This is a genomic window from Streptomyces sp. ADI95-17 (genome assembly GCF_003846175.1).
Taxonomy (GTDB): domain Bacteria; phylum Actinomycetota; class Actinomycetes; order Streptomycetales; family Streptomycetaceae; genus Streptomyces; species Streptomyces sanglieri.
In genome coordinates this window covers 1,599,499-1,621,939 of the sequence record NZ_ML123044.1, presented here as the reverse complement: position 1 = coordinate 1,621,939, position 22,441 = coordinate 1,599,499, and the positions used below count along the sequence as shown (strand labels likewise).

The following is a 22,441-nucleotide window of genomic DNA, read 5'->3' as shown; positions in this document are numbered from 1 at the left end:
CCCGCCGGAGCATCGTGAGCGCGTGATACCGCAGTCCCCATTCCGTCATGAGCCCTTGGCTCCCCGGTATGAGGCAGGGGGGCATGGGGCGACGCGCCGTGCTACGGCAGGCGGTCGAGCAGCCAGGTGCAGAGTTCCTCGGTCACCAGGGTGTGTCCCTCGTTCCGGGAAGCGAACTTGAACTCGTCCAGCCCGCTGGTGCCTTCCGGGAGCGAGGAGATGTCCTGGTACAGGTTCTCGTCCGTGTCCGGGTCGGCGACGTCGACCGCGCTGACGGACGGCACGAAGCAGTGCGACCGGATGCGCACATCGGTCTTGAAGCCGAGGATCGCGTTGAGGGCGTTGAGCCCGTCGGCGAGGATGCCGAAGCCTTCCAGCGAACCGCCGGGGGCACCGTCGATCGACGGAAGCCCGTTCGTACGGACCTCGTTGGTCTTCAGCGTCACCACCCGCAGCTTCGCGACCAGCTCGTCGGGGCCCGGCGCCTGGGTGTAGAGCTTGGTGCCCACGACCGACAGGCCCTTGCCCTCCAGCGCCAGTTCGCCCGCCCGTACGTCGGTGCCCTCGCCGTCGCCCCTGCCGTTGGCCACACCGATCAGCCGGGGCCGGCGCGGCCATTCGCCGACCGCCTGCATCTCCGCCAGGAAGGCGCCGCGCTCGTCGCTCTGGTCCGGGGTGCTGTCCCACTTCTCGATGTGGCGCCACAGCAGCTGGCGGGCGGCCGGGCTGTTGATCTGGTCCGAGAACCGGCTGTCGAGATCCTTGACGTAGTGCGCGAACGCCTGGAGCGCGATCGGGATCCAGGCGCCCCGGTGCGGGCTGTCGTAGGAGAAGTACACCGCCGTCCGGTGGTCCATGCCCTTCTGCTCCATCTTGGCCAGCGCGTGCCGGGTGACGAGCCCGCCCATGCTGAACCCGCCGACCGCCAGCGGTGTGTCGCTCTCTCGTTCCGCGATGGCGCGCATGATCGCGGCCTGCGCCGTACGGGAGTTGTCCAGAATCGACGCACTGCGCTCGTCGAAACCGAGGAGGACGACATCGTGGCCGCGTCGGCGCAGCTCGCTGATGAGCGCGTAGTCGCCGAACTCCATGATCTGCCAGGAGAATTCCAGCTCGCTCGGCCCCGTGTTGAAGCCGTCGGCGAAGATGACCGGCCGCACGAGACCGGTGTTCCCCTCGCCGTAGTAGACCCAGGCGGTACCGCCCGGCAGATCCCACACCTCGCTGGGCTGCAACGGGAGGGAGCTGGGCTTCTCGGCGTCCAGGCGGGGGCCGGGGGCCAGCGCGATGGCGGGCCGGTCGTGGAGCCCGGAGACGATCTGCTCGTGGGTGGGTTCGGACATGGTTCGTTCCCCTTTGGGTGGTTCGTAACAGCCGGTGCCAAGAGGAACACGGGGAGTAGTCGACCGGTAGGGAATGTGGATCAAACCACCCCCAGGTGGGAGCCGGTTTCGAACATGGGGAGGCCTGATCCTGCGAGTCGGCCGGGGCCTGGTCCTGCGAGTCGGCCGGGCGGCCCGGTCCTGCGAGTTGGCCGGGCGGCCTGGTCCTGCGAGTTGGCCGGGCGGCCCGTTTCTACGGCTTGGCCAGGCGGCCCGTCCGTACAGTTCGTCGGGCCAGCCCGGCCCGTACGTCGTTCATCCGGCTGCGCACGCCGTCCGCCGGTACGGCTCCGCCGGGTCCGGCCGGTGCGGCGATCTCTTCGCCCCGGCACGGCCTGCACCTGCCGCCGATCAGGGCTTCCGCGCTGCCCGGTGTGCGGCACTCGCTGCATTCGAGGGTGCGCAACACCGTTCGCCGTTGCGTCGGAGTGACCCGTTCGGGTGGCATCTTGTCGATGAGCCGCCTGCGGACGAGGGCCGCCGCGTGGTGGACGGGGGTGGGCAGCCCGTCGGTGAGGGCGTGCAGGAGCTCCGGTTCCGTGGCGCCGCGCTCGAACCAGGCGCCGACCTGCGGTTCCAGCGAGGTGCAGTCCGCCGCCGACAGGGTGAGTGAGGGGGCGGTGCGTCCGAGCGCGGCGAGGAGCATGAACGCCCGGGAGCGGGTGGGGCGTTGGGGCTGCTCGGGCGGTGCGTCGCCCCGGGTGAACGCCGCCCACCACTCGTCGTCCCGCGCGGTCCGGGAGAAGAACGTCCGGGTCACCCAGAGCAGCACTTCGTCATTGGCGACGCACTCGCTGCCGCGCCGCAGATGCCCGGCGTCCTGGAGCCTGTTGAGGGCGGTACGCAGCGCGCACTGCCCGTACGGGAGGTGTTTGGCCAGCGTCTTCACGGAGATGTCGGCGCCCTCGGGTAGCCGGTCGATGTACGCGGCGATGGACGCCTCGCGCGGCGGAAGGTGCCCGAACTCGCGGTCGGCCGCCGGATGTTCACCCGGCGCGGAGCGCTTGCCGTACCCCGGATTGGCCATCGGGTGCGGGGGTGTGGGCGGGGGTGCGGGTAGCGATACACGCGGCGCGCACGGGGTAGCACTAAGCTGACTGACAGCCATCGGATCGCTCTCTGAAGCGGTCGAAGTGGTCAGGCCCCTGTTTTGGTGTTGGTAGCACCGGCAGGGGCCGTTCTGCGTCACGGAGCATCGCCCCGCATTCGGCACGCTAGAGCGTAACCACGGTCGGTGGCAAGTCGGTCACGAAAGGTCAACTCGCTGCTCGGGCGGGGTGGGTGGAAGGTGTCCCACCTCCCCGTCCTTGGAAAGAGCGCTCGGACTTCGCGGCTTGAGCCTCGGGGGCGGTCCGGGGGCGGTCCGGGGGAGGTTCGGGGTGCGATCCGTCCCCCGTCGGGGCGTGCGAATGATGGGAGTGCGCCGTCCGTGATGCGTGAGCGCCCCCTGCTGTTGAGGTGGAGAAACGGGCCGCGGGGCCAGGGGGCGTGCGGTCGGGCGCGGGTGTTTGTGATCTTGATCCTGCGGGCCGTCGGCCCGCATTCCCGTTCCTCTCTCCTGCACTTCCCGGAGGATCCCCGTGCGTATCCGTTCGATCCTGTCTCTTGCCGTGTCCGCCGTCGCGGCCATGGCGCTCGCCACCCCCGCCCAGGCCGCCGACGACGGCTCCTACTTCATCCGTGACGTACGCGGCGGCGCGTGTCTCGCGGGCGGCAACGGCCCGCTCGGGGGTCACGTCGAGCCGTGCAACCCCGGCACCGTGTGGGAGATCCGCAACCAGGGCAACGGCCTGGCCCGGATCGTCGAGGCCCGGGGCGAGGGCCGCTGCCTGGCGCTCTCGCCGGTCCGGATCTACCCGCCGGCGGTGTGGGTGGACCAGTGCGGCAACCAGCCGGACCAGTGGTCGATCCAGGACACGGGCGACGGTCAGCCCGCCGTCATCGCCCTCGGCCGGGGCGAGTTCGGTTTCCTGTCCACGCAGGACGGCCGTGCGGCCCTGCTCCCCGAGCCCCGCCCCCAGTGGATCCTGCAGCGGCTCGGCTAGTCCGCCGCACATTCCGTGACCGGGCCCGGGGCTTGAGCTCCGGGCCCGGCCACGTTTCCCGGCCGCCGCAGAGCCCGGGTCACCGCTGTCGCGTGCCCCCGTGACCGGGAAGCCCACCGGCCCGAAGGCCCGTGCCGCGGTCCACCTCTTCGAACAGTGCCGCCGCTCGCACGGCGGTGCCCAGGGCCCGGCGCCCGGTGCTGAGCAGCCCCAGGGCCGCGATGCCGACGCCCAGCCCGAGCACCATCCACCACACGCCGTGCTCCGCGCCGACGAACGCCGCCCCGCCGTCGGTCGACGCCGATCCCGCGATCGTTCCGGAGAGGGCGACGCCCAGGGTGGTGCCGGTCTGCCGGCCGGCGGAGGCGAGTGAGGTGGCGACCCCGGCCATCGAGCGGGGCATTCCGGAGACCGCGGTGTTGGTGATCGGCGGGTTCACGGTGCTCAGGAAGACGCCGAACAGCAGGTAGACCGCGAGCACGGCCGGCAACGGGGTGTCCGGTGTGAGCCGGAGCGATGCGCCGCCGCCCAGCGCCAGCGCGCAACCGGCGACCACCAGCGGCATTCTGGGGCCGCGCGCACCGACCAGCCGGCCGGTGAACGGAGAGACCACAACGACCAGTGCCCCGACCGGGAGCAGGCACAGTCCGGCCGTGAGCGCCGACATGCCACGCACGTTCTGCAGGTACTGGGTGGTCATGAAGAGGAAAGCGCTGAACCCGCACAGGGCGAAGAGCGCCACCAGGATCGCCGAGCCGAACGGCACGCTGCGGAACAGGCGCAGCTCCAACAGCGGGTCGACGCGGCACGATTCGTAACGGAGGATGCCCAGTCCGCCGAGGACGGAGGCGGCGAGCAGGCCGAGGATGAACGGCGAGGTCCAGCCCGATCCCCGGGACTCGGTGATCGCGAGGACGACGCCACCCAGTACGAGGACCACCAGGATCTGGCCGACCGGGTCGAACCGGCGTACCCGCGGGGCCCGGGACTCGGGCACGTACAACGCGGTGCACATGATCGCGGCGGCCACGATCGGCACGTTGACCCAGAAGACGGAGTGCCAGCCGAAGCCGTCGACCAGGGCGCCGCCGAGGATCGGCCCCAGTACCAGCGACAGGCCGGTCATCGAGCCGAACACACCGATGGCCCTGGCCCGCGCGGCCGGTTCGGGAAAGGTGGTGGCGACTATCGCCATCGCCACCGGATTGAGCATCGTGCCACCGACGGCCTGCAGCACACGAGCCGCGATCAGCCAGCCGATGCCCGGCGCCAGGCCGCACAGCAGCGAGCCGAGACCGAAGGCGACAAGGCCGGCCTGGAAGACGCGCCGACGGCCGAACCGGTCCGCGGCGGACCCGGCCGCCACCAGGAAGCCGGCCAGCACCAGGGTGTACGCGTCGACCGTCCACTGCAGGCCGGACACCGAGGCCCGCAGGTCGCGGCGGATCGACGGCAGGGCGACGTTGACGACGGAGATGTCCATCACCACGACGATCACGCTCGCGCAGCAGATCGCGAGCACCAGGAGCCGACGGCGTGGACTGAGTACGGGCACGGATTCAGGCATGCCCGGGACGCTAGATTTGAGAGCGTGGTCGAAGTCAACCAGCAACTTCCCGAACCCGTACCCGAGTCGGGGCTGAGCATCGCCGAGGCTGCCCGCCGTACCGGAGTGAGCGCACACACCCTGCGCTACTACGAACGCGCCGGCCTGGTCGTCTCCCCCGTCGGCCGGACCCACGGCGGCCGGCGCCGCTACCGCGAGTTCGACCTGCAGTGGATCCACATCTGCACCAGACTCCGGGCGACGGGCATGCCCATCAGGGGAATCCGGCGCTACGCCGAACTCGTCGCGGCGGGCCGGGGCAACGAGGACCAGCGGCTGGACCTGCTCGAATCGCACCAGGACCAGGTGCTCGCCAGGATCGCCGAACTCCAGGAGAACCTGAAACTCATCGCCCACAAGGTCGACGTCTACCGGGGCAGGCTCGCCGTCGGTGACGCCGACCGGCTGTGGGCACCCGCCCGCACCCCGGCCGACCGCTGAGCAACCCCACCGGGCCCGGGGCCTGAGCTCCGGGCCCGGCCGGTCCGGTCAGTCTCGGCCGGTTCGGTCAGTCTCGGCCGGTCCGGTCAGTCGCGGCGGGGGCCGATGACGGTGTTGCCGTCGTGGACGGTGATCGCCAGGGCCGGGCAGATGTCGGCGGCGTCCAGGACCCGTTCGTCGGGCTCGATGCCCTCCGACCGGGCGCGGGCGTGCTCGCCGTCCAGGGCGAACACCTCGGGGACGGTCCCGGCGCACATGCCCGAGCCCTGGCAGAGCCGTTGGTCGACGCGTACGTTCCAGGTCATGGCGGTCACCACTCCACCGGCATCACGCGCGGGCCGCGTACCAGCATCTCGGACTTCCAGGTCACGTCACCGGCCAGCCGCAGGCCCGGGAAGCGGGTGATGAGGGCGGCCATCGCCTCCTGGAGCTCCAGCCGGGCCAGCGGGGCGCCCAGGCAGTGGTGGACGCCGTGGCCGAATCCGAGGTGCTGGTTGCCCTCGCGGGCGATGTCGAGGACGCCCGGGGCGGAGAACCGCAGAGCGTCGCGGTTGGCGGCGCCGACGGCGACCAGGACCGGGCTGCCGGCCCGGACGAGCGTCCCGCCGACCTCGATGTCCTCGGTGGCGTAACGGGGTTGACCGGCGCCGCTGCCCAGGGGCACGAAGCGCAGCAGCTCCTCCACCGCGTTCGGGACGAGCTCCGGCTCGGCCCGGAGCCTGGCGAGCTGGTCCGGGTGGTCGAGCAGGGTGAGGACGAAGTTGGGGATCTGCGAGGCGGTGGTCTCGTGGCCCGCGACCAGGATGCCCACGCACAGATCGACGAGTTCGAGCTCGGAGAGCCGGTCGCCGCCGTCCCGGGCCTCGATGAGCGCCGTCATCAGGTCGTCCTGCGGTGCGCGGCGGTGCTGGTCGATCAACCCGGCCATGTAGGCGCGCAGTTCCTCGCGGCTCGCGTCGAACTCCTCGGCGGTCAGGGAGCTGGTCGACAGCGCGTCGTCGCTCCACACCCGGAAGCGCGGCCGGTCCTCGGTGGGTACGCCCAGCATTCGGCAGATCACGGCGACCGGCAGCGGCAGCGCGAACAGGTCGACCAGATCGGCGGGCGGCCCCGCGGTCTCCATCTCGTCGAGGAGGGTGGCGGTCAGCTCCCGGACCTGGGGGCGCAGCTTTTCGACCTGGCGGACGGTGAACGCCTTGGCGACCAGGGAGCGCAGCCGGGTGTGGTCCGGCGGGTCCATGCCGAGGATGCCCCCGTCGCGCTGGCCCTCGGACTGCCGGGGCTCGTCGTGCGAGGCGGCGGCGGCCCGGCTGAAGCGCTGGTCGCCCAGGACGAGCCGGGCGTCGGCGTAGCGGGTGACGAGCCAGGCCGGTTCGCCGTACGGCAGCTGGACCCGTAACAGCCCCGGCCGTTCGCGTACCTGCTCGTAGGCCTCGGCCAACTGGAGCCCGTCGGGGGTGTTGAAGGGGTAGGCGAGGGGTGCGACATCTGCTGTGGTCACTGCGGCCTCCCGGATGTAAGCAGCTGCTTACAACGGTAGGAGCGGCTCTCGTGGGGAGTCAACGACGCTTTACGGCCGTTATCCTGACGGGCCGTTCGAGAGGAATGCCGCCATGGAGACCGCTTCCGCCCCGCCGCCGGAAGAGCGCCGCAGGGACGCCGCGGCCACCCGCCGACGGTTGCTGGAGGCGGCCCGGGACCTGTTCGCGGAGCGGGGTTACGAGGGGACCACGGTCCGGGTCATCGCGGCGCGGGCCGGTGTCAACCAGGCCCTGCTGTTCAGGTACTTCGGCTCGAAAAGGGGGCTGCTCACGGAGGTCGTCGCGCTCGGCGGCCTGGAGCAGCTGCGGGCGACGCCGCCGGAGGAGCTGTTCGAGACCGCGCTGCGCTCGATGCTGACCCGGAGCACGGAGGGGCCGGAGGACCGCTCCCTGGAGGTCTATCTGCGGTCGGTCGGGCGGGGCGACGAGGCGGCCGGAACGTTGCGGGAGCTCGGCGAGGCGTACCAGAGCGCGCTGGCCGGGCTGTCCGGAGCGCCGGACGGTGCGCTGCGAGCGGATCTCGCCATGGCCTGGCTGCTGGGAATCGGCCTGATGCGGACGGTCGTCGCCCGGGAGCCCCTGGCCGGGGCCGACCCGGACGAGGTCTGCCGGCTGGTGCTCGGGACGCTCGGCCATCTGTGGGCGGAGCCGAAGCCGGGCGAGGACGGCGAGTAGCGCCCGTACGAAGGGTGCGGCCGGGCGAGGGCGGCGAGTGGCTCTTGTACGGAGGGTGCGGCCGGGCGGGGGCGGCGAGTGGCGCCGGTACGGAGGGTGCGGCCGGGCGGGGGCGGCGAGTGGCGCCGGTACGGAGGGTGCGGCCGGGCCCGGGGCTCAAGCCCCGCACCCGGCCCGGGGTGTTCGGGTCAGCGGTTGTTGCGCTCGAAGACGGCGAAGGCCGCCTCCTGACGCCACTCGGTCGCCGCCTTCGGGTTGCCGGCGAGGTAGCGGGCGCAGCGCGTGCTCGGGTGGTCGGTGCCCGGCTGGTTGCCCTGGCAGGCGGAGACCGGGCGGTAGCCGGACCGGGCGGAGCCGGTGGCCCACAGGCTGCGGCCGTCGCGGAAGGCGTACTCCAGCGAGGCGCGGGCCAGGTCCTTCAGCTCGGTGTAGCTGAGCCCGTACGTCTTGGCCGCGTACTGGTACTCGTGGCTGATGTCGATCCGGGAGACGCCCGGGTCGTCGGTGGCCAGCACGATCGGGACGCCGTAACGGCGGTAGGCGTTGAACGGGTGGTCGTTGCCCGCGATGCCGAGGATCTGCTTGTTGCTGGAGAACGGCACCTCGACGGCCACGTTGCGCCGCGCCATCGTGCGGGCCAGCTGCCGCCAGTCGTTCTCGTGGACCAGGTCCACGCCGTGGCCGATGCGCTCGGCGCCGGCGACGAGGACGGCCTCGCGGATGTGGAAGGTCAGGTCCTCCGGCTTGACCAGGCCGGGGGCCAGCTCACCGGCGTGCAGGGTGAGGTGGGAGTCCGGGTACTGGCCGCGCAGGTACTTCAGCATCCGCATCTGGAGGCTGTAGTTGGCCAGCGCGCTCTCGCCGTCCTCCGGCTGTACGAGGTTGACCGCGAGGAACCTCGGGTCGCGCTCGGCCAGCCGCATGCCGACCGCCATCTGCGTGAACACCCGTACCGGGGAGCTGCCCCGGGACACCTGGGAGATCCACCTGACGGGGAGCTTGCAGCCCGGGTCGGGGCGGGGCGTGTCGCAGTGCGCGGCCGCCCGGAACTGTACGTCGGTGTCGTCGGCCTCCTTGACCGCCTCGTCCACCACCCGGTCGAGCTGGCCACCGGCCACGAGCTTGCGGTGCAGGGCGGCCAGGTCGGCGTCGTAGCCCACCTTGTCGGCGAGCGCCCTGCTGGCGTCCGAAGCGGGGGTGACCAGGGTCTCCAGGTAGAACTGGTTCTGCTCGACCACGGTGTTGGCCACGTTCGCGAGCATCTTGCCGCGGGTGTACCAGGTGGCCATGCCGAACTTGCCGAACGTGTCGAAGAAGTGGTCGTGCCCGGACTGGTCGGCCGGGAAGTCCTGCATGGACCAGGCCCGGATGATCCGCTGGCGGAACGCGGCGTCGTGCTGCGCGTCGGCGGCCGGCCTCGTGCCCGGTCCGCACGGCGGAGCCACGGCGGTGTCCGTCGCGTCGATGCACAGCCCGCCCTCGGCGGCGAGCTGGATCAGGTACTCGGTGGTGACCGCACCCGACAGGTGGTTGTGCAGGTCACCCCCCTTGGGCAGGGCCTTGAAGAACGCCTTCAGCCGCTCCGGCCGGCCCTGCAACGAGGCGAGGCGTGCGGAGGTCCTGGCCTCGGCCGGGGTCGTGGGGCGGTGCAGCGCCTGCGCTGCGGGCCGCGGCGCCGGGTCCTTCGCGGTGGAGGCGGCGGCGGCCGGGATCGCCGGGAGCAGAGTCAGTACGGCGAGTGCGCCGAACCCGGCCGTGCGCAGTGACTTGGGACGGTGGGCCGTCCGGAATGTTGAGATCACCGCCGAATGATGGCGTCCGGCGGGGCCGCTCCTCACCTAAATCGCATATATGGCCTGAAACGTCTACACGATCGGGTGGAAGGGTGGGGGGAAAGTACTTTCCTTTCGGGAAAGTAAATGTCAGGATGGGCGGGCGGGCCGCATACGCGGTGGTGAAGTTTTGAGCATTCCGGGAGGAACACACATGGACGCCGATCTGGCAGCCGAGGCTCTGCAGGGCATCGAGGCGTCCAGGGAGCGGGCCCGCCTCACGGCCGGGCTGACTCCCGCCTGGTACGGCCCGGCGGCGGCCGTCGCGGGGATCGTTCCCGCCCTCGTCGACGTCTGGGCCCAGGAGCGGGGCGGCTGGGCGGTGTTCCTGTCCCTGCTGGTCGCGCTCGCGGGCCTGGCCGTGATGGTGGCGCTCGTCAACCTCGCCAGGCGAAGGACGGGCGTGATGGTGACATTGCCCTGGTCCGCCCGCCTGCGCCGGGCCGCGGTTCCCCTCGTGACCGTCCTCGCCGCGGGGGGTGCGGCGTACGGGCTGTGCCGGCAGTTCGGGGCCGATCACGCGGTCGCCAAGGTCGCGCTGTTCGCCGTGCTGGGGATCGGCGCCTGGACGGTGTTCGTCATCCGGAACGCGAAGATCAAGCAGAAGCTCCGGGCGGCCGGATGACCGCCGCCCTGGTACCGGACGAGCCCGCGATCGACCCGGCGATCAACCACCCCACCCGGCTGGCGGTCGTCGCGTTCCTCTCGGCCTGTGACGAAGCGGAGTTCGCCGCGGTGCGCGGTGGCTGCCAGGTGTCCGACTCGATGCTGAGCAAGATCGCCTCCGCCCTGGAGGCGATCGGATACCTCGCCGTCCGCAAGGGTTACGTCGGCAAGCGTCCCCGGACCTGGCTGTCGCTCACCCCGGCCGGGCGGCAGGCCCTGGCGCTGCACATCGCGGCACTCCAGGGCATCGCCGCCACGGCCCGGAAGGCGGGCGCAGAAGCGGGGGAGGCCCCGCCCGGCGCGACGGACTCCTGAGCGTTGATGCTCCTCCTGCTGTCAGTGCCGGCTGGTATCTGTTCTCCATGAATACCGATCAGACCGATCCGGCGGAACTGGCCCTGCTCCGCAGCACGTTCAGGAGCGGGGCGTCCCCGCTCGGCTGGGACGCGGTTCGGGCCTTCGAGGCCCAGCACGGCATCGTGCTGCCGGAGCCGTACCGCACGTGCGTGGCGGAGATGTCCGACGGCTGCGAGCAGGGCCCGCCGGAGTACGGCCTCATACCGCTCGCCGAGCTGCCCCGCGACTGGGGCGACGGCCGCGACGAACGACAGCTCGCCCTGCCGTTCCCGCTCACGAAGGCGTGGATATGGGACACGGACGAGGACCTGGACCCGGACGAAGGTGTTCCCGGCTCCATCTTCGACCATGGCTCGATCGTGCTCGGCACCGATGGGTGCGGCATGTACTGGCACCTGATCGTCACCGGCCCGCAGCGCGGGCACATCTGGTGGATCAGCGGCGAGGGGGCCTACCCCTTCTCCGGGGACGGATCCGGTTTCGCCGCCTGGGTGAAGCACTGGGCCGACGGCAAACCCTGGTAGCGAGACCGGTTGTCGGACGTCCTGCGCGTGAATGATCCGCTCACGAACAGCGGCCGGCCCAGCTCCTCCTGAGACAAGCCCGCGCCCCCTCCGGTGACGGAGTTCCGCACCGGGCAGTGCGCGTGGAGAGGAGGAGGGATCGAGCTTCTTGGGACCCGGCATGACAACTCCCTGTGACACATGTGCGGTTGTTGGTTCTGCCCTCTTCCAGGTTGGAGACGCGTTGGACACGCTGGGTATGCATTGTCATTACTCAGCGTGGAAAGGAATGGATCATGACGATCAAGGAACGGCGCAGGACGGCGGAGGGCAGAGTGCGGGCAGCGGAGGACGCGGTGACGCGGTTGAAGGAGGGGTTCTCGGGTGTCGGGATCACGCTCCCATCGCTGCGGATCGACCCGGTGTCATGTGCGGGGAACGACCCGGTGACACCACTGGTGGACCTCGGACGGTGCAATCTCGACACGGCGCTGCGGTTGAGCGTGGTGCTGGAGGCGCAGGGACTGGCCGGTCATGAACGGTGAAGGGCGCGAGTCGAGCGCGCCGGAGCCGGGTTCGTTCGCGGTGGACACCCGGGACGGGCGGGTGGGACGCGTGATGGGGCGCGTCGGACCGTACGTACAGCTGCGGGCACCGGGTGGTGGGGCGGAGTGGGACTGCCCGCCGGAGTCGGTGCGCCCGGCACCGCTGGGGGAGGTGTTGCGGGCCCGGGTCCGGGAGGTCAACAGGGAGGGGAGGCTGCCGTGAAGGCGTTGTTGCGCCGGGTGTGACCCGGCTTTGGATACACGGAAGGGCGACACCCGGGTCGGGTGCCGCCCTTCGATCGGGGCGATGAGGCCGGCCGTCGGCGGAGGGTCGCTGCCTTTCTCACACGATCGTGGGACGCTGGTGGGAGCGGCGAACCGCCGCGGAACCGTCGATCTACGCTCCTCTGACAGGCCACAGGAGAAGGGACTCGCGATGACTGCCGCGATGGTCGAGAACGACCAGACCTCTGAGGGCCGCCCGTGGGATTACCTGCTGCAGACGTGGCGTGAACTGGACGTGCCCGAGGGGTGGCGCGCCGAGATCGACGAAGGGCAGATCGTCTTGGTACCTCCGCCTCATGCGCATCACAACGGCATCGCCGAATTGGTGCAGGACTGCCTGTACCGGGTACGCCCCGCAGGGGTGGGCGTCTACCAGACCCTCGGTGTGCATGTCGTGCCTCTCGACAAGCTCTACGTCCCCGACCTGGTCGTCATGGAGCGCGAGCTGGTCATGGCCGCCGACTCGGAGACCAGTGCCCCCATGGACGCGGCGGACGCGCTGCTCATCGTCGAGGTCACCTCGAAGGGCAATGCCCGGGACGACCGGACGAAGAAGTACCGCGCCTATGCCCGCGCCGGCGTGCCGATGTATCTGCTGATCGACCGGTTCGACACGCGCGGGGCGATGGCCACGCTGTTCACGGAGCCCAATGAGGACGGGACGTACAAGCACTCCGACCCGGTGCCGTTCGGAAAGCCGCTCACCCTGCCCGAGCCGTTCGGTACGACGCTGCTCACCGATGAGTTCCCGGTCTGAGCGGACGCGGATGAGGGCGACACCCGGGTCGGGTGCCGCCCTCGGTCATGTCCGCGGGCCGGATCAGACCCCGGCCGGTTCCTTCGCGGGGGCGTCGGGCGTCGACGGGCCGCCCGTTGCCGCGACCGTGGATTCGGCGGGTTCCTGGGAGACGTTGAACTCCGTCAGCAGGTCCTTGCTGAAGCCGAAGAAGTACGTCGCGAGGAATCCGGCGAAGTAGCCGACCAGCAGGCCGCCCGCGTAGATCGCGGCCGTGGTGCCCAGGCCGTGGTTGCCGTCGAGCAGGGGGAACAGCGCCCAGCCGGACGGGCCGATGGCCGTGGAGCCGACCTTGTCACCGAGCTGGTTGAACAGGCCGATGAAGCCGCCGCCGAACGCGCCGCCCACGCACGCCGTGATGAACGGTCGGCCGAGCGGGAGGCTGACGCCGTAGATCAGCGGTTCGCCGACGCCCAGCAGGCCGGCCGGGAGGGCGGACTTGATGGTGCGGCGGATCGACTCGTTGCGCGGGAGGCGGAAGTAGACCGCCGCGGCCGCGCCGACCTGGCCGGCGCCCGCCATCGCGAGGATCGGGAGCAGCACGGTGTAGCCCTGCTGCTCGATCAGAGTGGTGTGGATCGGGATGAGCGCCTGGTGCAGGCCCAGCATCACCAGGGGCAGGAAGAGACCGCCGAGCACGAAGCCCGCGCCCGCGCCGCCGTTGGAGAGCAGCCAGTCGGCGAACGTACCGATGGCGGTGGAGATCTCGCCGGCCACGTACATCAGGCCGAAGATCGTCACCAGGCCGGAGACCAGGACCGTGAGGGTCGGGGTGACCAGCACGTCCAGCGCCTCGGGCACCCAGCGGCGGCACCACTTCTCCACGTACACCGCGAGCACCGCCGCACCGAGCGCGCCCAGCACACCGCCCTGTCCGGGGGAGAGCTTCTGGCCGAACGCCTCGATGTTCGCGACGCCCGGGAAGACGATGATCGCGGCGACCGCACCGCCCAGGATCGGCGTACCGCCGAACTCCTTCGCCGTGTTGTAGCCGACGAAGACGGCGATCAGCGCCATGAACCCGGACGCCATCGCGGCCAGGGCGGGGGTGACCGAGGTCAGCCAGCCCAGGTTCACCAGCAGGCCGTTGAGGCCGGCGATGATGCCGCAGCCGATGAGCGCCGGGATCAGCGGGACGAAGATGTTGGCGATCCGGCGCAGGAACAGCTTGAACGGGGTGGCGTTCTTCGCCTTCCGGGCCGCCTTCATCGCGGCGCCCTGGGCGGCCAGTTCCTCCGCCGAGACGGAGGGTGCGGCTTCGCCCGGTTCGGGAGCCGCCGCCCTGCCCTCCTCCACCAGCTGCTCGAACTCCGGCGTGACCCGGGCGACGGTGCCCGGGCCGAGGACGATCTGGTACGTGTCGTCCTCGACCACACCCATGACGGCGGGGACCGCCTTCAGGGCCTCGTCGTCGACGAGTGAGCGGTCGTGCAGACCCAGCCGGAGCCGGGTCATGCAGTGGGCGATGGAGCTGACGTTCGCGGCGCCACCGACGAGCGGAAGGATCGCGGCGGCGGTGGCGCGGTTCTTGTCTTCTGTTGCCATGGTGCGTGGTGCCTTGCTGTGCGGGGGTGCGGAGGTGGAGCCGGTGGGTCAGGTGGTGCGGGGGGCGGCGGCGAGGGCGGCGCGGAGGTGGCCGTCGGACGCGGCCAGCAGGGCGGCGGCGGTGGGGCCGTCGACCTGGCCGAGGATGGTGAGGATGGCGTTCTTCACCTCGCCGTCGGTCGCGGCGAGGGCGGCCTCGATCTCCTCGTCGGAGGCGCCGGTGGCGAGCGAGACGATCCGGCGGGAGCGGGCGCGCAGCTTCTCGTTGGAAGCGCGGACGTCGACCATCAGATTCCCGTACGTCTTGCCGAGCCGGATCATCGTGATCGTCGAGAGCATGTTGAGGACGAGCTTCTGGGCCGTGCCCGCCTTGAGCCGGGTGGAGCCGGTGAGCAGCTCCGGGCCGACGACGACCTCGATGCCGTGCTCCGCCGCGGCGCCCAGCGCGGAGTCCGCGTTGCAGGACAGGCCGATGGTCAGCGCTCCCTTGCTCCGGGCGTGCTCGACGGCCCCGATGGCGTACGGCGTGCGGCCGGACGCGGAGATGCCGACCACGGTGTCGTCGGCCGTCAGGTCCAGGGCGTCGAGGTCGGCGGCGGCCAGCTCCTTGCTGTCCTCGGCGCCCTCGACGGCCTTGACCATGGCGGTCGGGCCGCCCGCGATCAGGCCGATGACCTCGGAGGGGTCGGTGTTGAAGGTGGGCGGGCACTCGCTGGCGTCGAGCACGCCGAGCCGGCCGGCGGTGCCCGCGCCCGCGTAGATCAGCCGGCCGCCGCGGGCCATGCGCTCCGCCGTGCCGTCGATGGCGGCGGCTATCTCGGGCAGCCGGGCGCCGACGGCGGCCGGGACGGACTGGTCCTCGCCGTTCATGATGCGGGCGATCTCGATCGTGTCGAGCTGGTCGATCTCGGCGAGCTCGGGCCGGAACGCCTCGGTGGTGAGCGTCGCGAGCTGGGCACGCAGCTCCCCGTAGCCGTCGGAGGCGGTGTGGTCGGCGTCGGTGGTGGAGGTCATGGAGGGCGGCTCTGCTTTCTCGGTCTCGTGCGGTTCAGCGGGTGCGGGGGGTTCGCGGATCGGCGGGCCGGTCAGCGGGGACGCGGGGTGTGGCGGTGGGCCAGCGCTTCGTAAGAGGCGGCGAGGGCCGGTGCGGCCGTCTCGTACGTACGCTGCGCGACGCCTATGAACAGGCAGTCGACGACGAGGAGCTGGCTCGTACGGCTCGACATGGCGGCGGGCCGCAGCTCGCTCTCCCGGGCGGTGGACGTGGTCAGTACGTGGTCGGCGTACTGCGTGACCGGGCCGTCGGGGCGGCCGGTGATCGCGATCGTCGTCGCGCCGCGGTCGAAGGCGACCCGCAGCGGCTCGATCACGTCGACCGTGGAGCCGGAGTGCGTGATCGCGATGGCCACATCGCCGGAGCGGAGCTGCACGGCGTTGGTCACCGCGAGGTGCGGGTCCGTGTGGGAGTGCGAGATCAGGCCGATCCGGGCCAGCTTCTGCGCGAGGTCCTGGCCGACGAGGGAGGAGGCGCCCACGCCGTAGATGTCGATGCGGCGGGCGGTGGCGGCGGCGGCCACGGCGGCACCGAGCTGGACGGTGTCGAGCCCGGCGGCGGTGTCGGCGAGGGTCTGCTGCTCGTCGTAGGCCAGCTTGGCGACCACGTCGGCGATCGGGTCGTCGACCGCTATGTCGGCCGTGACGGAAGGGGCCCGGCCGGACTGCTGGTGCGCGGCGAGACCGGCGAGGGCCAGGCGCAGATCGCGATAGCCGGGGTAGCCGAGCAGGCGGGCCGTGCGGACCACGGTCGCCTCGCTGGTGCCGGTGAGCTCGGCGAGACCGGTGACCGTCAGAGCTGCGCAGCCGGCCGGGTCACCGGCGACGGCCTCGGCGACGCGCTGCATGGAACGGGTCATGGACGGCGCGAGCGTACGAACCTTGGCCGCGAGGGCCGCCGGGGCGGGCGGGGAGTCAGCGTTGAAACTTTCCTTCAGGTCGTGGGTCACCTTTGAAAGATATTTTCAACCGGGTTGGCCGTCAACCCCCCTTTGGTCCCCTTCTTCACCGGTCCGCAGCCGCCGCCTCCGGCAGCGCGGAAACCTGCGACAGCGCGGAAGCGGTAACCCCCGACAGCGTGGAAGCGGTAACCCCCGACAGCGTGGAAGCGGAAACCTCCGACAGCGCGGAAACGGTGATCGCGAGCGCGCGAGGCGTATTCACGGGCCGGGTGACAATGGGCCCATGGAGATGAACCCCTTGGAACAGGCGCTGCACACGGCCCGTGCGCTGGTCATGGCAGATCTCGCCGCAGGTGACGTCGCCGAGGCCGGGATCGTCTCGCTGGTCGAGGACGCGGTGACGCACCGCCGCTGGTGGGTCGAGCAGTGGCCCGACGGTGTCGCGTTCGTGGTGGGCCTGGTCGCCCAGGACGTGCAGGACGCGCTGCTCGAACGGTACGGGCGGTGGCCGCTCTGCCCGGTCTGTGACGCGGGCGACCCGCACGCCCTCGACGTGGAACCCGAACTGGGGACGGACCCGCACTGGGTGTGCAGCAAGGCCGCGGTGGCCGTGGCGCCGGTCGGTTCGCTGAGCGGGATACTGCGGCGGTGACGCTCTACATCGACCCGCCCGACTGGCCGGGGCACGGGCGGCTCTGGTCGCACCTGGTCAGCGATGTCTCCTTCGAGGAGCTGCATGCCTTCGCGGCGTCCATCGGCTGCCCGCCGCGCGCCTTCGAGCGGGACCACTACGACGTACCGGAGACGCGGTACGAGGACGCGGTGCGGGCCGGGGCCCGGCAGATCGGCTCGAAGGAGCTCGTCCGCCGGATCACGGAAGCGGGGCTGCGACGGCCCAAGGGGCGGCCCGCACCGGGGTGAGGACGCTCAGGCGCCCGCGGCCCGCACCGGGGTGAGGACGCTCAGGCGCCCGCGGCCCGCACCAGGGTGAGGACGCTCAGGCGCCCGTCGAGGGGGCGCACGCCTCCACCGGGGCCTGCGACGGCACGGCCGGGGCACCCGCCACCAGCCGGGACGAGGTGGTCCGGCTGCGCTGGAGCCGCAGCGAGAACACCACGGCCACCAGCGCCACTACCGTCATCGCCGCCCCGGCCCACGCGGTCGCCGCGAAACCGAGGTCCGCGTCGATCACCTTGCCGCCCAGCCAGGGGCCGCTCGTGTTGCCCAGGTTGAACGCGGCGGTGGTCGTCGCACCGGCCAGCGTCGGGGCGGCGCCCGCGACATTGAACATCCGGGCGTTCAGCGCCGGGGCCGTGTAGAACGCCGACAGGCCCAGCAGGAACGACAGCCCGACGGCCGCGACCTGGCTCGACGCGAACAGGGCCAGCGCGGCCAGGAAGACCGTCGAGGCCGCGATACCGCTCATCAGCACCCCGAAGAGATGCGCGTCCGCGACCCGGCCGCCGATCGTCGTACCGACCAGCGCCCCGATCCCGAACAGCGCGAGCACCGTCGGCACCCAGCCCGAGTCCAGCCCGGCGACATCCGTCAGCAGCGGGGCGAGATAGCTGAACGCGCAGAAGACACCGCCCGCGGCGAGCGCCGTGATCACGATCGACAGCCACACCTGGCGGTCCCGGTAGATGCTCATCTCCTGCTTGAGCCGGGGCTTCTGCTCCGGCAGCGGAATGCGCGGAATCAGCGTCGCCACCCCGACCAGCGCCACGGCGGACGCCGCGCCCACGGCCCAGAACGCCGACCGCCAGCCGAAGTTCTCACCGAGGAACGCGCCCAGCGGCACGCCCAGCACATTGGCGATCGACAGACCGCCGATCATCACGGCCATCGCACGGGCCCGTGAGTTCACCGGCACCATCGCGATGGCGACGGCCGCCCCCACCGCCCAGAACCCGGCACAGGCGAACGCGCTCACCACCCGGGACGCGAAGAGCACCTCGTACGTCGGGGCCAGCGCGCCCGCGACCTGACCGAGGCCGAAGACGGAGATCAGGGTGATCAGCGTGGTGCGGCGGGGCAGCCGGAGCGTGGCGACGGCGAGCAGCGGGGCGCCGATCACCATGCCGATCGCGAAGGCGGATATGAGAAGTCCGGCGCGGGGTATCGACACGTTCATGTCGTCGGCGAGGGGCGGCAGCAGCCCGGAGAGCATGAACTCGCTGGTTCCCAGGGCGAAGACCGAGAGACCCAGGATGTACACGGCAAGGGGCATGCGGGAGCGGCGAGCGGCAGAGTCGGGCATGACAGCTGCCAACAGCGATCGAGGCCCGCGCATTCCCCGCTGCTGTGCATTCCCCGCTGCCGCGCATGCCCGGCTGCCGCGCATTCTCCGCGGCCGCACGTTCCCCGCTGCCGCGGGCCGTGGCCGGTCCTAGTGGCTGAGCAGCTCCAGCTCGGTCAGCAGGTTCTGCCGCGCGCGCGGCTCCCAGTGCTCCGCCCCGTACGGCGTACGGAACAGCCGGGGCAGCCCGAGCAGCTGGCGCAGCACGGTCGCCCGCCCCTCGCGGAACGCGTCGTCGGGCACGAAGCCGTACTCCTCGCGGACCTGCGCCGCGTAGGCCGCGTACTGCCTCGGGGACGCCGCGAGGATGGCCAGGTCCGCATCGCAGAGCACCTCGCCGTCGGTGTCGCCGGCCGCCGGGTCGTGGGTGACGGTGAGCCGTACGAGACGGGCGACCTCGGCCGTGACGGCGTCCGGCACACCGGCCTCCGGGAGGGCGCGCTCGGCCAGCGCCGCGCTGCGCTCCTCGTTCTCGGACCGGTCGGGCCGGTACACCGCGTCGTGGAACCAGGCGGCGAGGCGCACCGCGTCCGGGTCGGCCGCGTACTCGGCGAGCGTGTCGATGTGATCGAGCACCGCGACCAGGTGCGCGGTGGTGTGGTACTTGCGCTGCGGTTCCGCCCAGCGGGCCAGCAGATTGGCGGCGTACGGCAGCGGGTCGGGGTCCTCGGCGCCGCCCCGGGCGGCGACGAGACAGGCGCGCCAGCGGTCGCGCAGAGCGTCGTCGGTGCTGCTGCGAGGGGCCCGGGCCGTGTCGTCCATGCCCCGAGGTTAAGGCGTCGGGCCCCGGGTTTCAGGCATCCGGCCGCTTCGGGGGGACGGGAGCAGGAGCGGTATCCGCTAGCGTGCGCCCGTGACGGACACGATGGATGTGATGGATCCGACGGACCCGGAGGGCCGGACGGCCCCGATGGATCTCAACGCGGATCTTGGTGAAGGGTTCGGGCACTGGACCCTCACCGATGACGACGCGCTGCTCGACTGTGTCACGAGCGCCAATGTGGCCTGCGGCTTCCATGCGGGCGACGCCTCCGTGATGCGGCGGGTCTGCGACACCGCGGCGGCCCGGGGCGTACGGATCGGCGCCCAGGTCGCCTACCGGGATCTGGCCGGCTTCGGGCGCCGCTCGATGGATGTGCCGCCCGCCGAGCTGACGGCCGAGGTCGCCTACCAGATCGGCGCTCTGCGGGTGTTCGCCGAGGCGGCCGGTTCCGCGGTCTCGTACGTCAAACCGCACGGCGCCCTCTACAACCGCGCCGTCTGGGACGACGACCAGGCCGCCGCCGTGATCGAGGGCGTCCGGCTGGCCGGCGGGGAGCTCGCGGTCCTCGGGCTCCCGGGGTCGCGCCTGCTCGCCCACGCCGGGGCCGCGGGCCTCACCGCCGTGACGGAAGCCTTCGCCGACCGCGCGTACACGCCCGAGGGCACGCTGGTCCCGCGCGGCGAGCCCGGCGCGGTGGTGCACGACGCGGACGAGGTCGTACGCCGCAGTGTCGGGATGGCGGTGGACGGCGGCGTCCTCGGCGCGGACGGCAGCCGGACAGCGGTCGCGGCGCGCTCGCTCTGCGTCCACGGCGACACCCCGGGCGCGGCGGCACTGGCGCGCAGGGTCAGGGCGGCGCTGGAGGCGGCGGGCGTGACCGTGCGGGCATTCGCATGAGCACGGGCGCGGGCGCGGGCGCGGGTACGGGCATGGGCGCGAGTGCGGGCGCGGGCGCGAGTGCGGGTTCGGGGGGTCACACGGGCGCGGGCATCGAGGTGCTCCCCGCCGGGCCCGGCGCGCTGCTCGTCGAGCTGTCCTGCGGTGAGCACGCCGAGGCGTTCCACGCCGAGTTGCTGCGGCGCCGGGCGCTCGGTGAACTGCCCGCCGTGCGCGAGATCGTCCCCGGTGCCCGGACCGTCCTCCTCGACGGCATCGCGGACCGCACCCCGGACGGCCGTGCGCGGCTCGCCCGTGAACTCGCCTCCTGGCGGATACCGGCGCTGCGCCGCGACACCGGGGAAACCGTCGAGATCCCGGTGGTCTACGACGGCCCGGACCTCGCGGACGTCGCGGCGGCCTGGGGCGTCACCGTCGCCGAAGTGCCCCGAATCCACGCCGGGACCGAATTCCGGGTGGCCTTCTGCGGATTCGCCCCCGGCTTCGGCTACCTCACCGGGCTCCCCGAGCACCTGCACCTGCCGCGCCGCGCGACCCCGCGCACCCGCGTCCCGGCCGGTGCGCTGGCGCTCGCCGGGGCGTACACCGGGGTGTACCCGCGCCCGTCGCCCGGCGGCTGGCAGCTCATCGGGCGGATGCCCGAGCCGGGCGGGCTGTGGAACCCGGCCCGCGAACCGGCCGCGCTGCTGAGTCCCGGGGTGCGGGTGCGCTTCGTCGCGGCGGAGGTGCGGTCGTGAACGGCGCCGTCGAGGTGGTCCGGGCCGGTGCGCTGACCACCGTTCAGGACGCCGGCCGCATCGGCTGGGCGCACCTCGGGGTGCCAAGGGCCGGCGCCCTGGACGCCCCCGCCCGGCGGCTGGCCAACCGGCTGGCCGGGAACGGGGCGGACGCGGCGGTGCTGGAGACGACCGTCACCGGCTGCGCGGTCCGCCCGGACCGGCCCGTTGTCGCCGTCGTCGGCGGGGCACCCTGCCGGGTCACCGTCGACGGGCGGCCGGTGGCCTGGGGAACTCCGGTACGGGTACCGGCCGGCGCGGTGCTCGACGCGGGGCCCGCGGTCCGGGGCCTGCGCAGCTATCTGGCGTTCGGCGGCGGCCTGCTGCCGGAACCGGTGCTGGGCAGTAGATCGGCCGACCTGCTCTCCGGGCTGGGCCCGGCCCCCCTGCGGGACGGGGACGTACTGCCCTTGGGACAGGCCCCGGCAGGGCTCCCGGGCGCCGATGCCGTGCCCTGGCCGGGCGCGCCCGCCGAACTCGTGCTCCCGCTGCACCTCGGCCCCCGCCACACCTGGTTCACCGACGAGGCGCTGCGCACGCTCACCACGGCCGAGTACCGGGTCTCGGCGCACAGCAACCGGATCGGGCTGCGCACCCGGGGCCCGGCCCTGAACCGGGCCCGCGAGGGCGAGCTGCCCAGCGAGGGGATGGTGCTCGGCGCGGTCCAGGTGCCGCCGGACGGGCGGCCGGTGGTCTTTCTCAACGACCATCCGACGACCGGGGGTTACCCGGTCGTCGGCGTGGTGCACGAAACCGCACTCGCGGGGGCGGCACAGGCGGTGCCGGGAACCCGGGTGCGGTTCGTGTGTGCGGGTCGAGACGCGGGCAGGTCGGGAACAGGTGCTACGCCGCTGCCCTGAAGCCCCGCAGCCGCAGCGAGTTGCCGACCACGAAGACCGACGAGAACGCCATCGCGGCGCCCGCGATCATCGGGTTGAGCAGTCCGGCCGCGGCGAGCGGCAGAGCGGCCACGTTGTAGGCGAAGGCCCAGAACAGGTTCGTACGGATGGTGCCGAGGGTCTTGCGCGACAGCCGGATCGCGTCCGCCGCGGCCCGCAGGTCCCCGCGCACCAGCGTCAGGTCACCGGCCTCGATCGCGGCGTCGGTGCCGGTCCCCATCGCCAGGCCCAGATCGGCCTGGGCGAGGGCGGCCGCGTCGTTGACGCCGTCACCGACCATGGCGACCGAACGGCCCTCCGCCTGGAGGCGCCTGACGACGTCGACCTTGTCCTCCGGCATGACCTCCGCGTACACCTTCTCGATACCGACCTCGGCCGCGACCGCCTCGGCCACCGCCCGGTTGTCGCCGGTGAGCAGGATCGGGGTGAGCCCCAGGGCCCGCAGCCGCTCGATGGCCTCCGCGCTGGTGTCCTTCACCGCGTCGGCGACTTCGAGCACCGCCCGTGCCTCGCCGTCCCAGGCCACCGCGATGGCCGTCCGGCCGGCGGCCTCCGCCTCGGCCTTGCGCCGGGCCAGCTCCACCGGGAGGTGGATCTCCCACTCGGCGAGGAGCTGTTCGCGGCCGACGAGAA

Annotated in this window: 27 protein-coding genes and 1 pseudogene; 14 read left to right on the top strand and 14 right to left on the bottom strand. The window is 72.2% G+C overall.

Translation table 11 applies throughout. The features are described from left to right. Window positions 1-101: 101 nt before the first annotated feature. Together EES42_RS07345 and EES42_RS07340 are read right to left on the bottom strand one after the other, a co-directional pair. Window positions 102-1,343, bottom strand: coding sequence for an esterase/lipase family protein (locus EES42_RS07345; RefSeq protein ID WP_124717205.1), 1,242 nt, complete (start codon window positions 1,341-1,343; stop codon window positions 102-104). Window positions 1,344-1,575: 232 nt separating this feature from the next. Continuing rightward, window positions 1,576-2,409, bottom strand: coding sequence for a hypothetical protein (locus EES42_RS07340; protein WP_206433385.1), 834 nt, complete (start codon window positions 2,407-2,409; stop codon window positions 1,576-1,578). Between the two features lie 553 nt (window positions 2,410-2,962). On the opposite strand from EES42_RS07340, the gene EES42_RS07335 reads away from it, so the two are divergent. Next, window positions 2,963-3,427 carry an RICIN domain-containing protein gene (locus EES42_RS07335; RefSeq protein ID WP_124717203.1) on the top strand — a complete coding sequence of 155 codons (465 nt, stop codon included), beginning with the start codon at window positions 2,963-2,965 and terminating at the stop codon, window positions 3,425-3,427. Between the two features lie 79 nt (window positions 3,428-3,506). Here the strand turns inward: EES42_RS07335 and EES42_RS07330 are convergent, their stop codons facing one another. After that, entirely contained in the window at window positions 3,507-4,994 is a 1,488-nt protein-coding gene (locus tag EES42_RS07330) for an MFS transporter (protein WP_124717202.1), read from the bottom strand. A 24-nt stretch (window positions 4,995-5,018) separates the two neighbouring features. Here EES42_RS07330 and EES42_RS07325 point away from each other — a divergent pair, with 24 nt between their 5' ends. Next, entirely contained in the window at window positions 5,019-5,474 is a 456-nt protein-coding gene (locus tag EES42_RS07325; protein WP_124717201.1) for a MerR family transcriptional regulator, read from the top strand. An 86-nt stretch (window positions 5,475-5,560) separates the two neighbouring features. Here the strand turns inward: EES42_RS07325 and EES42_RS07320 are convergent, their stop codons facing one another. Both EES42_RS07320 and EES42_RS07315 read right to left on the bottom strand, forming a co-directional pair. Continuing rightward, window positions 5,561-5,779, bottom strand: coding sequence for a ferredoxin (locus tag EES42_RS07320; protein WP_206433384.1), 219 nt, complete (start codon window positions 5,777-5,779; stop codon window positions 5,561-5,563). Window positions 5,780-5,784: 5 nt separating this feature from the next. Beyond that, window positions 5,785-6,975 carry a cytochrome P450 gene (locus tag EES42_RS07315; protein WP_124717199.1) on the bottom strand — a complete coding sequence of 397 codons (1,191 nt, stop codon included), beginning with the start codon at window positions 6,973-6,975 and terminating at the stop codon, window positions 5,785-5,787. Between the two features lie 112 nt (window positions 6,976-7,087). Here EES42_RS07315 and EES42_RS07310 point away from each other — a divergent pair, with 112 nt between their 5' ends. Then, a complete protein-coding gene (locus EES42_RS07310) occupies window positions 7,088-7,690 on the top strand; it encodes a TetR/AcrR family transcriptional regulator (RefSeq protein WP_124717198.1) in 603 nt (200 codons plus the stop codon). 188 nt (window positions 7,691-7,878) lie between these two features. Here EES42_RS07310 and EES42_RS07305 read toward each other — a convergent pair whose 3' ends face one another. Then, on the bottom strand, window positions 7,879-9,492 hold the full coding sequence (locus EES42_RS07305) for an adenosine deaminase family protein (protein ID WP_124717197.1): 1,614 nt from the start codon (window positions 9,490-9,492) through the stop codon (window positions 7,879-7,881). A gap of 184 nt (window positions 9,493-9,676) precedes the next feature. On the opposite strand from EES42_RS07305, the gene EES42_RS07300 reads away from it, so the two are divergent. Genes EES42_RS07300 through EES42_RS07290 form a run of 3 tightly spaced genes read left to right on the top strand, consistent with a single transcriptional unit; the run spans window position 9,677 to window position 11,069 of the window. After that, complete coding sequence (locus tag EES42_RS07300) at window positions 9,677-10,147, top strand: hypothetical protein (protein ID WP_124717196.1); 471 nt, start codon at window positions 9,677-9,679, stop codon at window positions 10,145-10,147. Continuing rightward, window positions 10,144-10,503 carry a winged helix-turn-helix domain-containing protein gene (locus EES42_RS07295; RefSeq protein WP_124717195.1) on the top strand — a complete coding sequence of 120 codons (360 nt, stop codon included), beginning with the start codon at window positions 10,144-10,146 and terminating at the stop codon, window positions 10,501-10,503. Before EES42_RS07300 ends, EES42_RS07295 begins: the two co-directional genes overlap by 4 nt. Window positions 10,504-10,550: 47 nt before the next feature. Continuing rightward, a complete protein-coding gene (locus EES42_RS07290; protein ID WP_124717194.1) occupies window positions 10,551-11,069 on the top strand; it encodes an SMI1/KNR4 family protein in 519 nt (172 codons plus the stop codon). 29 nt (window positions 11,070-11,098) lie between these two features. Here the strand turns inward: EES42_RS07290 and EES42_RS46020 are convergent. Further along, window positions 11,099-11,231 (bottom strand): annotated as a pseudogene (locus EES42_RS46020) (transcriptional regulator); the annotation flags it as partial. A gap of 110 nt (window positions 11,232-11,341) precedes the next feature. Here EES42_RS46020 and EES42_RS07280 point away from each other — a divergent pair. The 3 genes from EES42_RS07280 to EES42_RS07270 all read left to right on the top strand — a co-directional run bounded on the left by EES42_RS07280 (window position 11,342) and on the right by EES42_RS07270 (window position 12,635). Then, window positions 11,342-11,593 carry a hypothetical protein gene (locus EES42_RS07280; RefSeq protein WP_124717461.1) on the top strand — a complete coding sequence of 84 codons (252 nt, stop codon included), beginning with the start codon at window positions 11,342-11,344 and terminating at the stop codon, window positions 11,591-11,593. Then, entirely contained in the window at window positions 11,583-11,816 is a 234-nt protein-coding gene (locus tag EES42_RS07275) for a hypothetical protein (RefSeq protein ID WP_124717193.1), read from the top strand. Before EES42_RS07280 ends, EES42_RS07275 begins: the two co-directional genes overlap by 11 nt. Before the next feature lie 213 nt (window positions 11,817-12,029). Beyond that, window positions 12,030-12,635 (top strand): Uma2 family endonuclease, encoded by a 606-nt coding sequence (locus tag EES42_RS07270; protein ID WP_124717192.1) that lies wholly within the window; start codon window positions 12,030-12,032, stop codon window positions 12,633-12,635. A gap of 63 nt (window positions 12,636-12,698) precedes the next feature. Here EES42_RS07270 and EES42_RS07265 read toward each other — a convergent pair whose 3' ends face one another. The 4 genes from EES42_RS07265 to EES42_RS44605 form a co-directional block, all read right to left on the bottom strand. Beyond that, on the bottom strand, window positions 12,699-14,219 hold the full coding sequence (locus EES42_RS07265; RefSeq protein WP_124717191.1) for a PTS transporter subunit EIIC: 1,521 nt from the start codon (window positions 14,217-14,219) through the stop codon (window positions 12,699-12,701). Between the two features lie 48 nt (window positions 14,220-14,267). Then, on the bottom strand, window positions 14,268-15,233 hold the full coding sequence (murQ, locus tag EES42_RS07260; RefSeq protein WP_124717190.1) for an N-acetylmuramic acid 6-phosphate etherase: 966 nt from the start codon (window positions 15,231-15,233) through the stop codon (window positions 14,268-14,270). A 71-nt stretch (window positions 15,234-15,304) separates the two neighbouring features. Further along, window positions 15,305-16,222, bottom strand: coding sequence for a MurR/RpiR family transcriptional regulator (locus tag EES42_RS07255; protein WP_124717189.1), 918 nt, complete (start codon window positions 16,220-16,222; stop codon window positions 15,305-15,307). 55 nt (window positions 16,223-16,277) lie between these two features. Beyond that, window positions 16,278-16,436: a hypothetical protein gene (locus EES42_RS44605; RefSeq protein WP_164495175.1), complete on the bottom strand. Its 159-nt coding sequence runs from the start codon at window positions 16,434-16,436 to the stop codon at window positions 16,278-16,280. A 21-nt stretch (window positions 16,437-16,457) separates the two neighbouring features. Here EES42_RS44605 and EES42_RS07250 point away from each other — a divergent pair, with 21 nt between their 5' ends. Next, the gene (locus tag EES42_RS07250; RefSeq protein ID WP_124717188.1) at window positions 16,458-16,826 is read left to right on the top strand and encodes a hypothetical protein; all 369 of its coding nucleotides are present in this window, start codon (window positions 16,458-16,460) and stop codon (window positions 16,824-16,826) included. Beyond that, entirely contained in the window at window positions 16,823-17,095 is a 273-nt protein-coding gene (locus EES42_RS07245) for a DUF4031 domain-containing protein (RefSeq protein ID WP_124717187.1), read from the top strand. The genes EES42_RS07250 and EES42_RS07245 overlap by 4 nt, the downstream gene beginning before the upstream one ends. Window positions 17,096-17,171: 76 nt before the next feature. Here EES42_RS07245 and EES42_RS07240 read toward each other — a convergent pair whose 3' ends face one another. Together EES42_RS07240 and EES42_RS07235 are read right to left on the bottom strand one after the other, a co-directional pair. Continuing rightward, the gene (locus EES42_RS07240; RefSeq protein WP_124717460.1) at window positions 17,172-18,404 is read right to left on the bottom strand and encodes a Cmx/CmrA family chloramphenicol efflux MFS transporter; all 1,233 of its coding nucleotides are present in this window, start codon (window positions 18,402-18,404) and stop codon (window positions 17,172-17,174) included. A 159-nt stretch (window positions 18,405-18,563) separates the two neighbouring features. Continuing rightward, window positions 18,564-19,235 carry an HD domain-containing protein gene (locus EES42_RS07235; protein ID WP_124717186.1) on the bottom strand — a complete coding sequence of 224 codons (672 nt, stop codon included), beginning with the start codon at window positions 19,233-19,235 and terminating at the stop codon, window positions 18,564-18,566. Window positions 19,236-19,383: 148 nt separating this feature from the next. Here EES42_RS07235 and EES42_RS07230 point away from each other — a divergent pair, with 148 nt between their 5' ends. The 3 genes from EES42_RS07230 (at window position 19,384) to EES42_RS07220 (ending at window position 21,769) form a co-directional block, all read left to right on the top strand. Then, a complete protein-coding gene (locus EES42_RS07230; RefSeq protein ID WP_124717458.1) occupies window positions 19,384-20,133 on the top strand; it encodes a LamB/YcsF family protein in 750 nt (249 codons plus the stop codon). A gap of 98 nt (window positions 20,134-20,231) precedes the next feature. Then, complete coding sequence (locus EES42_RS07225) at window positions 20,232-20,870, top strand: 5-oxoprolinase subunit B family protein (protein ID WP_241196300.1); 639 nt, start codon at window positions 20,232-20,234, stop codon at window positions 20,868-20,870. After that, the gene (locus EES42_RS07220; protein ID WP_124717185.1) at window positions 20,867-21,769 is read left to right on the top strand and encodes a 5-oxoprolinase subunit C family protein; all 903 of its coding nucleotides are present in this window, start codon (window positions 20,867-20,869) and stop codon (window positions 21,767-21,769) included. Before EES42_RS07225 ends, EES42_RS07220 begins: the two co-directional genes overlap by 4 nt. Here the strand turns inward: EES42_RS07220 and EES42_RS46015 are convergent. Beyond that, window positions 21,753-22,441, bottom strand: a 689-nt coding sequence (locus tag EES42_RS46015; protein ID WP_241196263.1) for an HAD-IC family P-type ATPase, incomplete at its 5' end; no start/stop codon positions are given. The two genes, EES42_RS07220 and EES42_RS46015, sit on opposite strands and share 17 nt — an antisense overlap.

Coding starts and splice junctions, on each gene's coding strand:
- EES42_RS07345 (WP_124717205.1), bottom strand. CDS start 1,343: ATGTCCGAACCCACCCACGAGCAGATCGTCTCCGGGCTCCACGACCGG.
- EES42_RS07340 (WP_206433385.1), bottom strand. CDS start 2,409: ATGGCCAATCCGGGGTACGGCAAGCGCTCCGCGCCGGGTGAACATCCG.
- EES42_RS07330 (WP_124717202.1), bottom strand. CDS start 4,994: ATGCCTGAATCCGTGCCCGTACTCAGTCCACGCCGTCGGCTCCTGGTG.
- EES42_RS07320 (WP_206433384.1), bottom strand. CDS start 5,779: ATGACCTGGAACGTACGCGTCGACCAACGGCTCTGCCAGGGCTCGGGC.
- EES42_RS07310 (WP_124717198.1), top strand. CDS start 7,088: ATGGAGACCGCTTCCGCCCCGCCGCCGGAAGAGCGCCGCAGGGACGCC.
- EES42_RS07300 (WP_124717196.1), top strand. CDS start 9,677: ATGGACGCCGATCTGGCAGCCGAGGCTCTGCAGGGCATCGAGGCGTCC.
- EES42_RS07295 (WP_124717195.1), top strand. CDS start 10,144: ATGACCGCCGCCCTGGTACCGGACGAGCCCGCGATCGACCCGGCGATC.
- EES42_RS07290 (WP_124717194.1), top strand. CDS start 10,551: ATGAATACCGATCAGACCGATCCGGCGGAACTGGCCCTGCTCCGCAGC.
- EES42_RS07275 (WP_124717193.1), top strand. CDS start 11,583: ATGAACGGTGAAGGGCGCGAGTCGAGCGCGCCGGAGCCGGGTTCGTTC.
- EES42_RS07270 (WP_124717192.1), top strand. CDS start 12,030: ATGACTGCCGCGATGGTCGAGAACGACCAGACCTCTGAGGGCCGCCCG.
- EES42_RS07265 (WP_124717191.1), bottom strand. CDS start 14,219: ATGGCAACAGAAGACAAGAACCGCGCCACCGCCGCCGCGATCCTTCCG.
- murQ (WP_124717190.1), bottom strand. CDS start 15,233: ATGACCTCCACCACCGACGCCGACCACACCGCCTCCGACGGCTACGGG.
- EES42_RS07250 (WP_124717188.1), top strand. CDS start 16,458: ATGGAGATGAACCCCTTGGAACAGGCGCTGCACACGGCCCGTGCGCTG.
- EES42_RS07240 (WP_124717460.1), bottom strand. CDS start 18,404: ATGCCCCTTGCCGTGTACATCCTGGGTCTCTCGGTCTTCGCCCTGGGA.
- EES42_RS07235 (WP_124717186.1), bottom strand. CDS start 19,235: ATGGACGACACGGCCCGGGCCCCTCGCAGCAGCACCGACGACGCTCTG.
- EES42_RS07230 (WP_124717458.1), top strand. CDS start 19,384: ATGGATCTCAACGCGGATCTTGGTGAAGGGTTCGGGCACTGGACCCTC.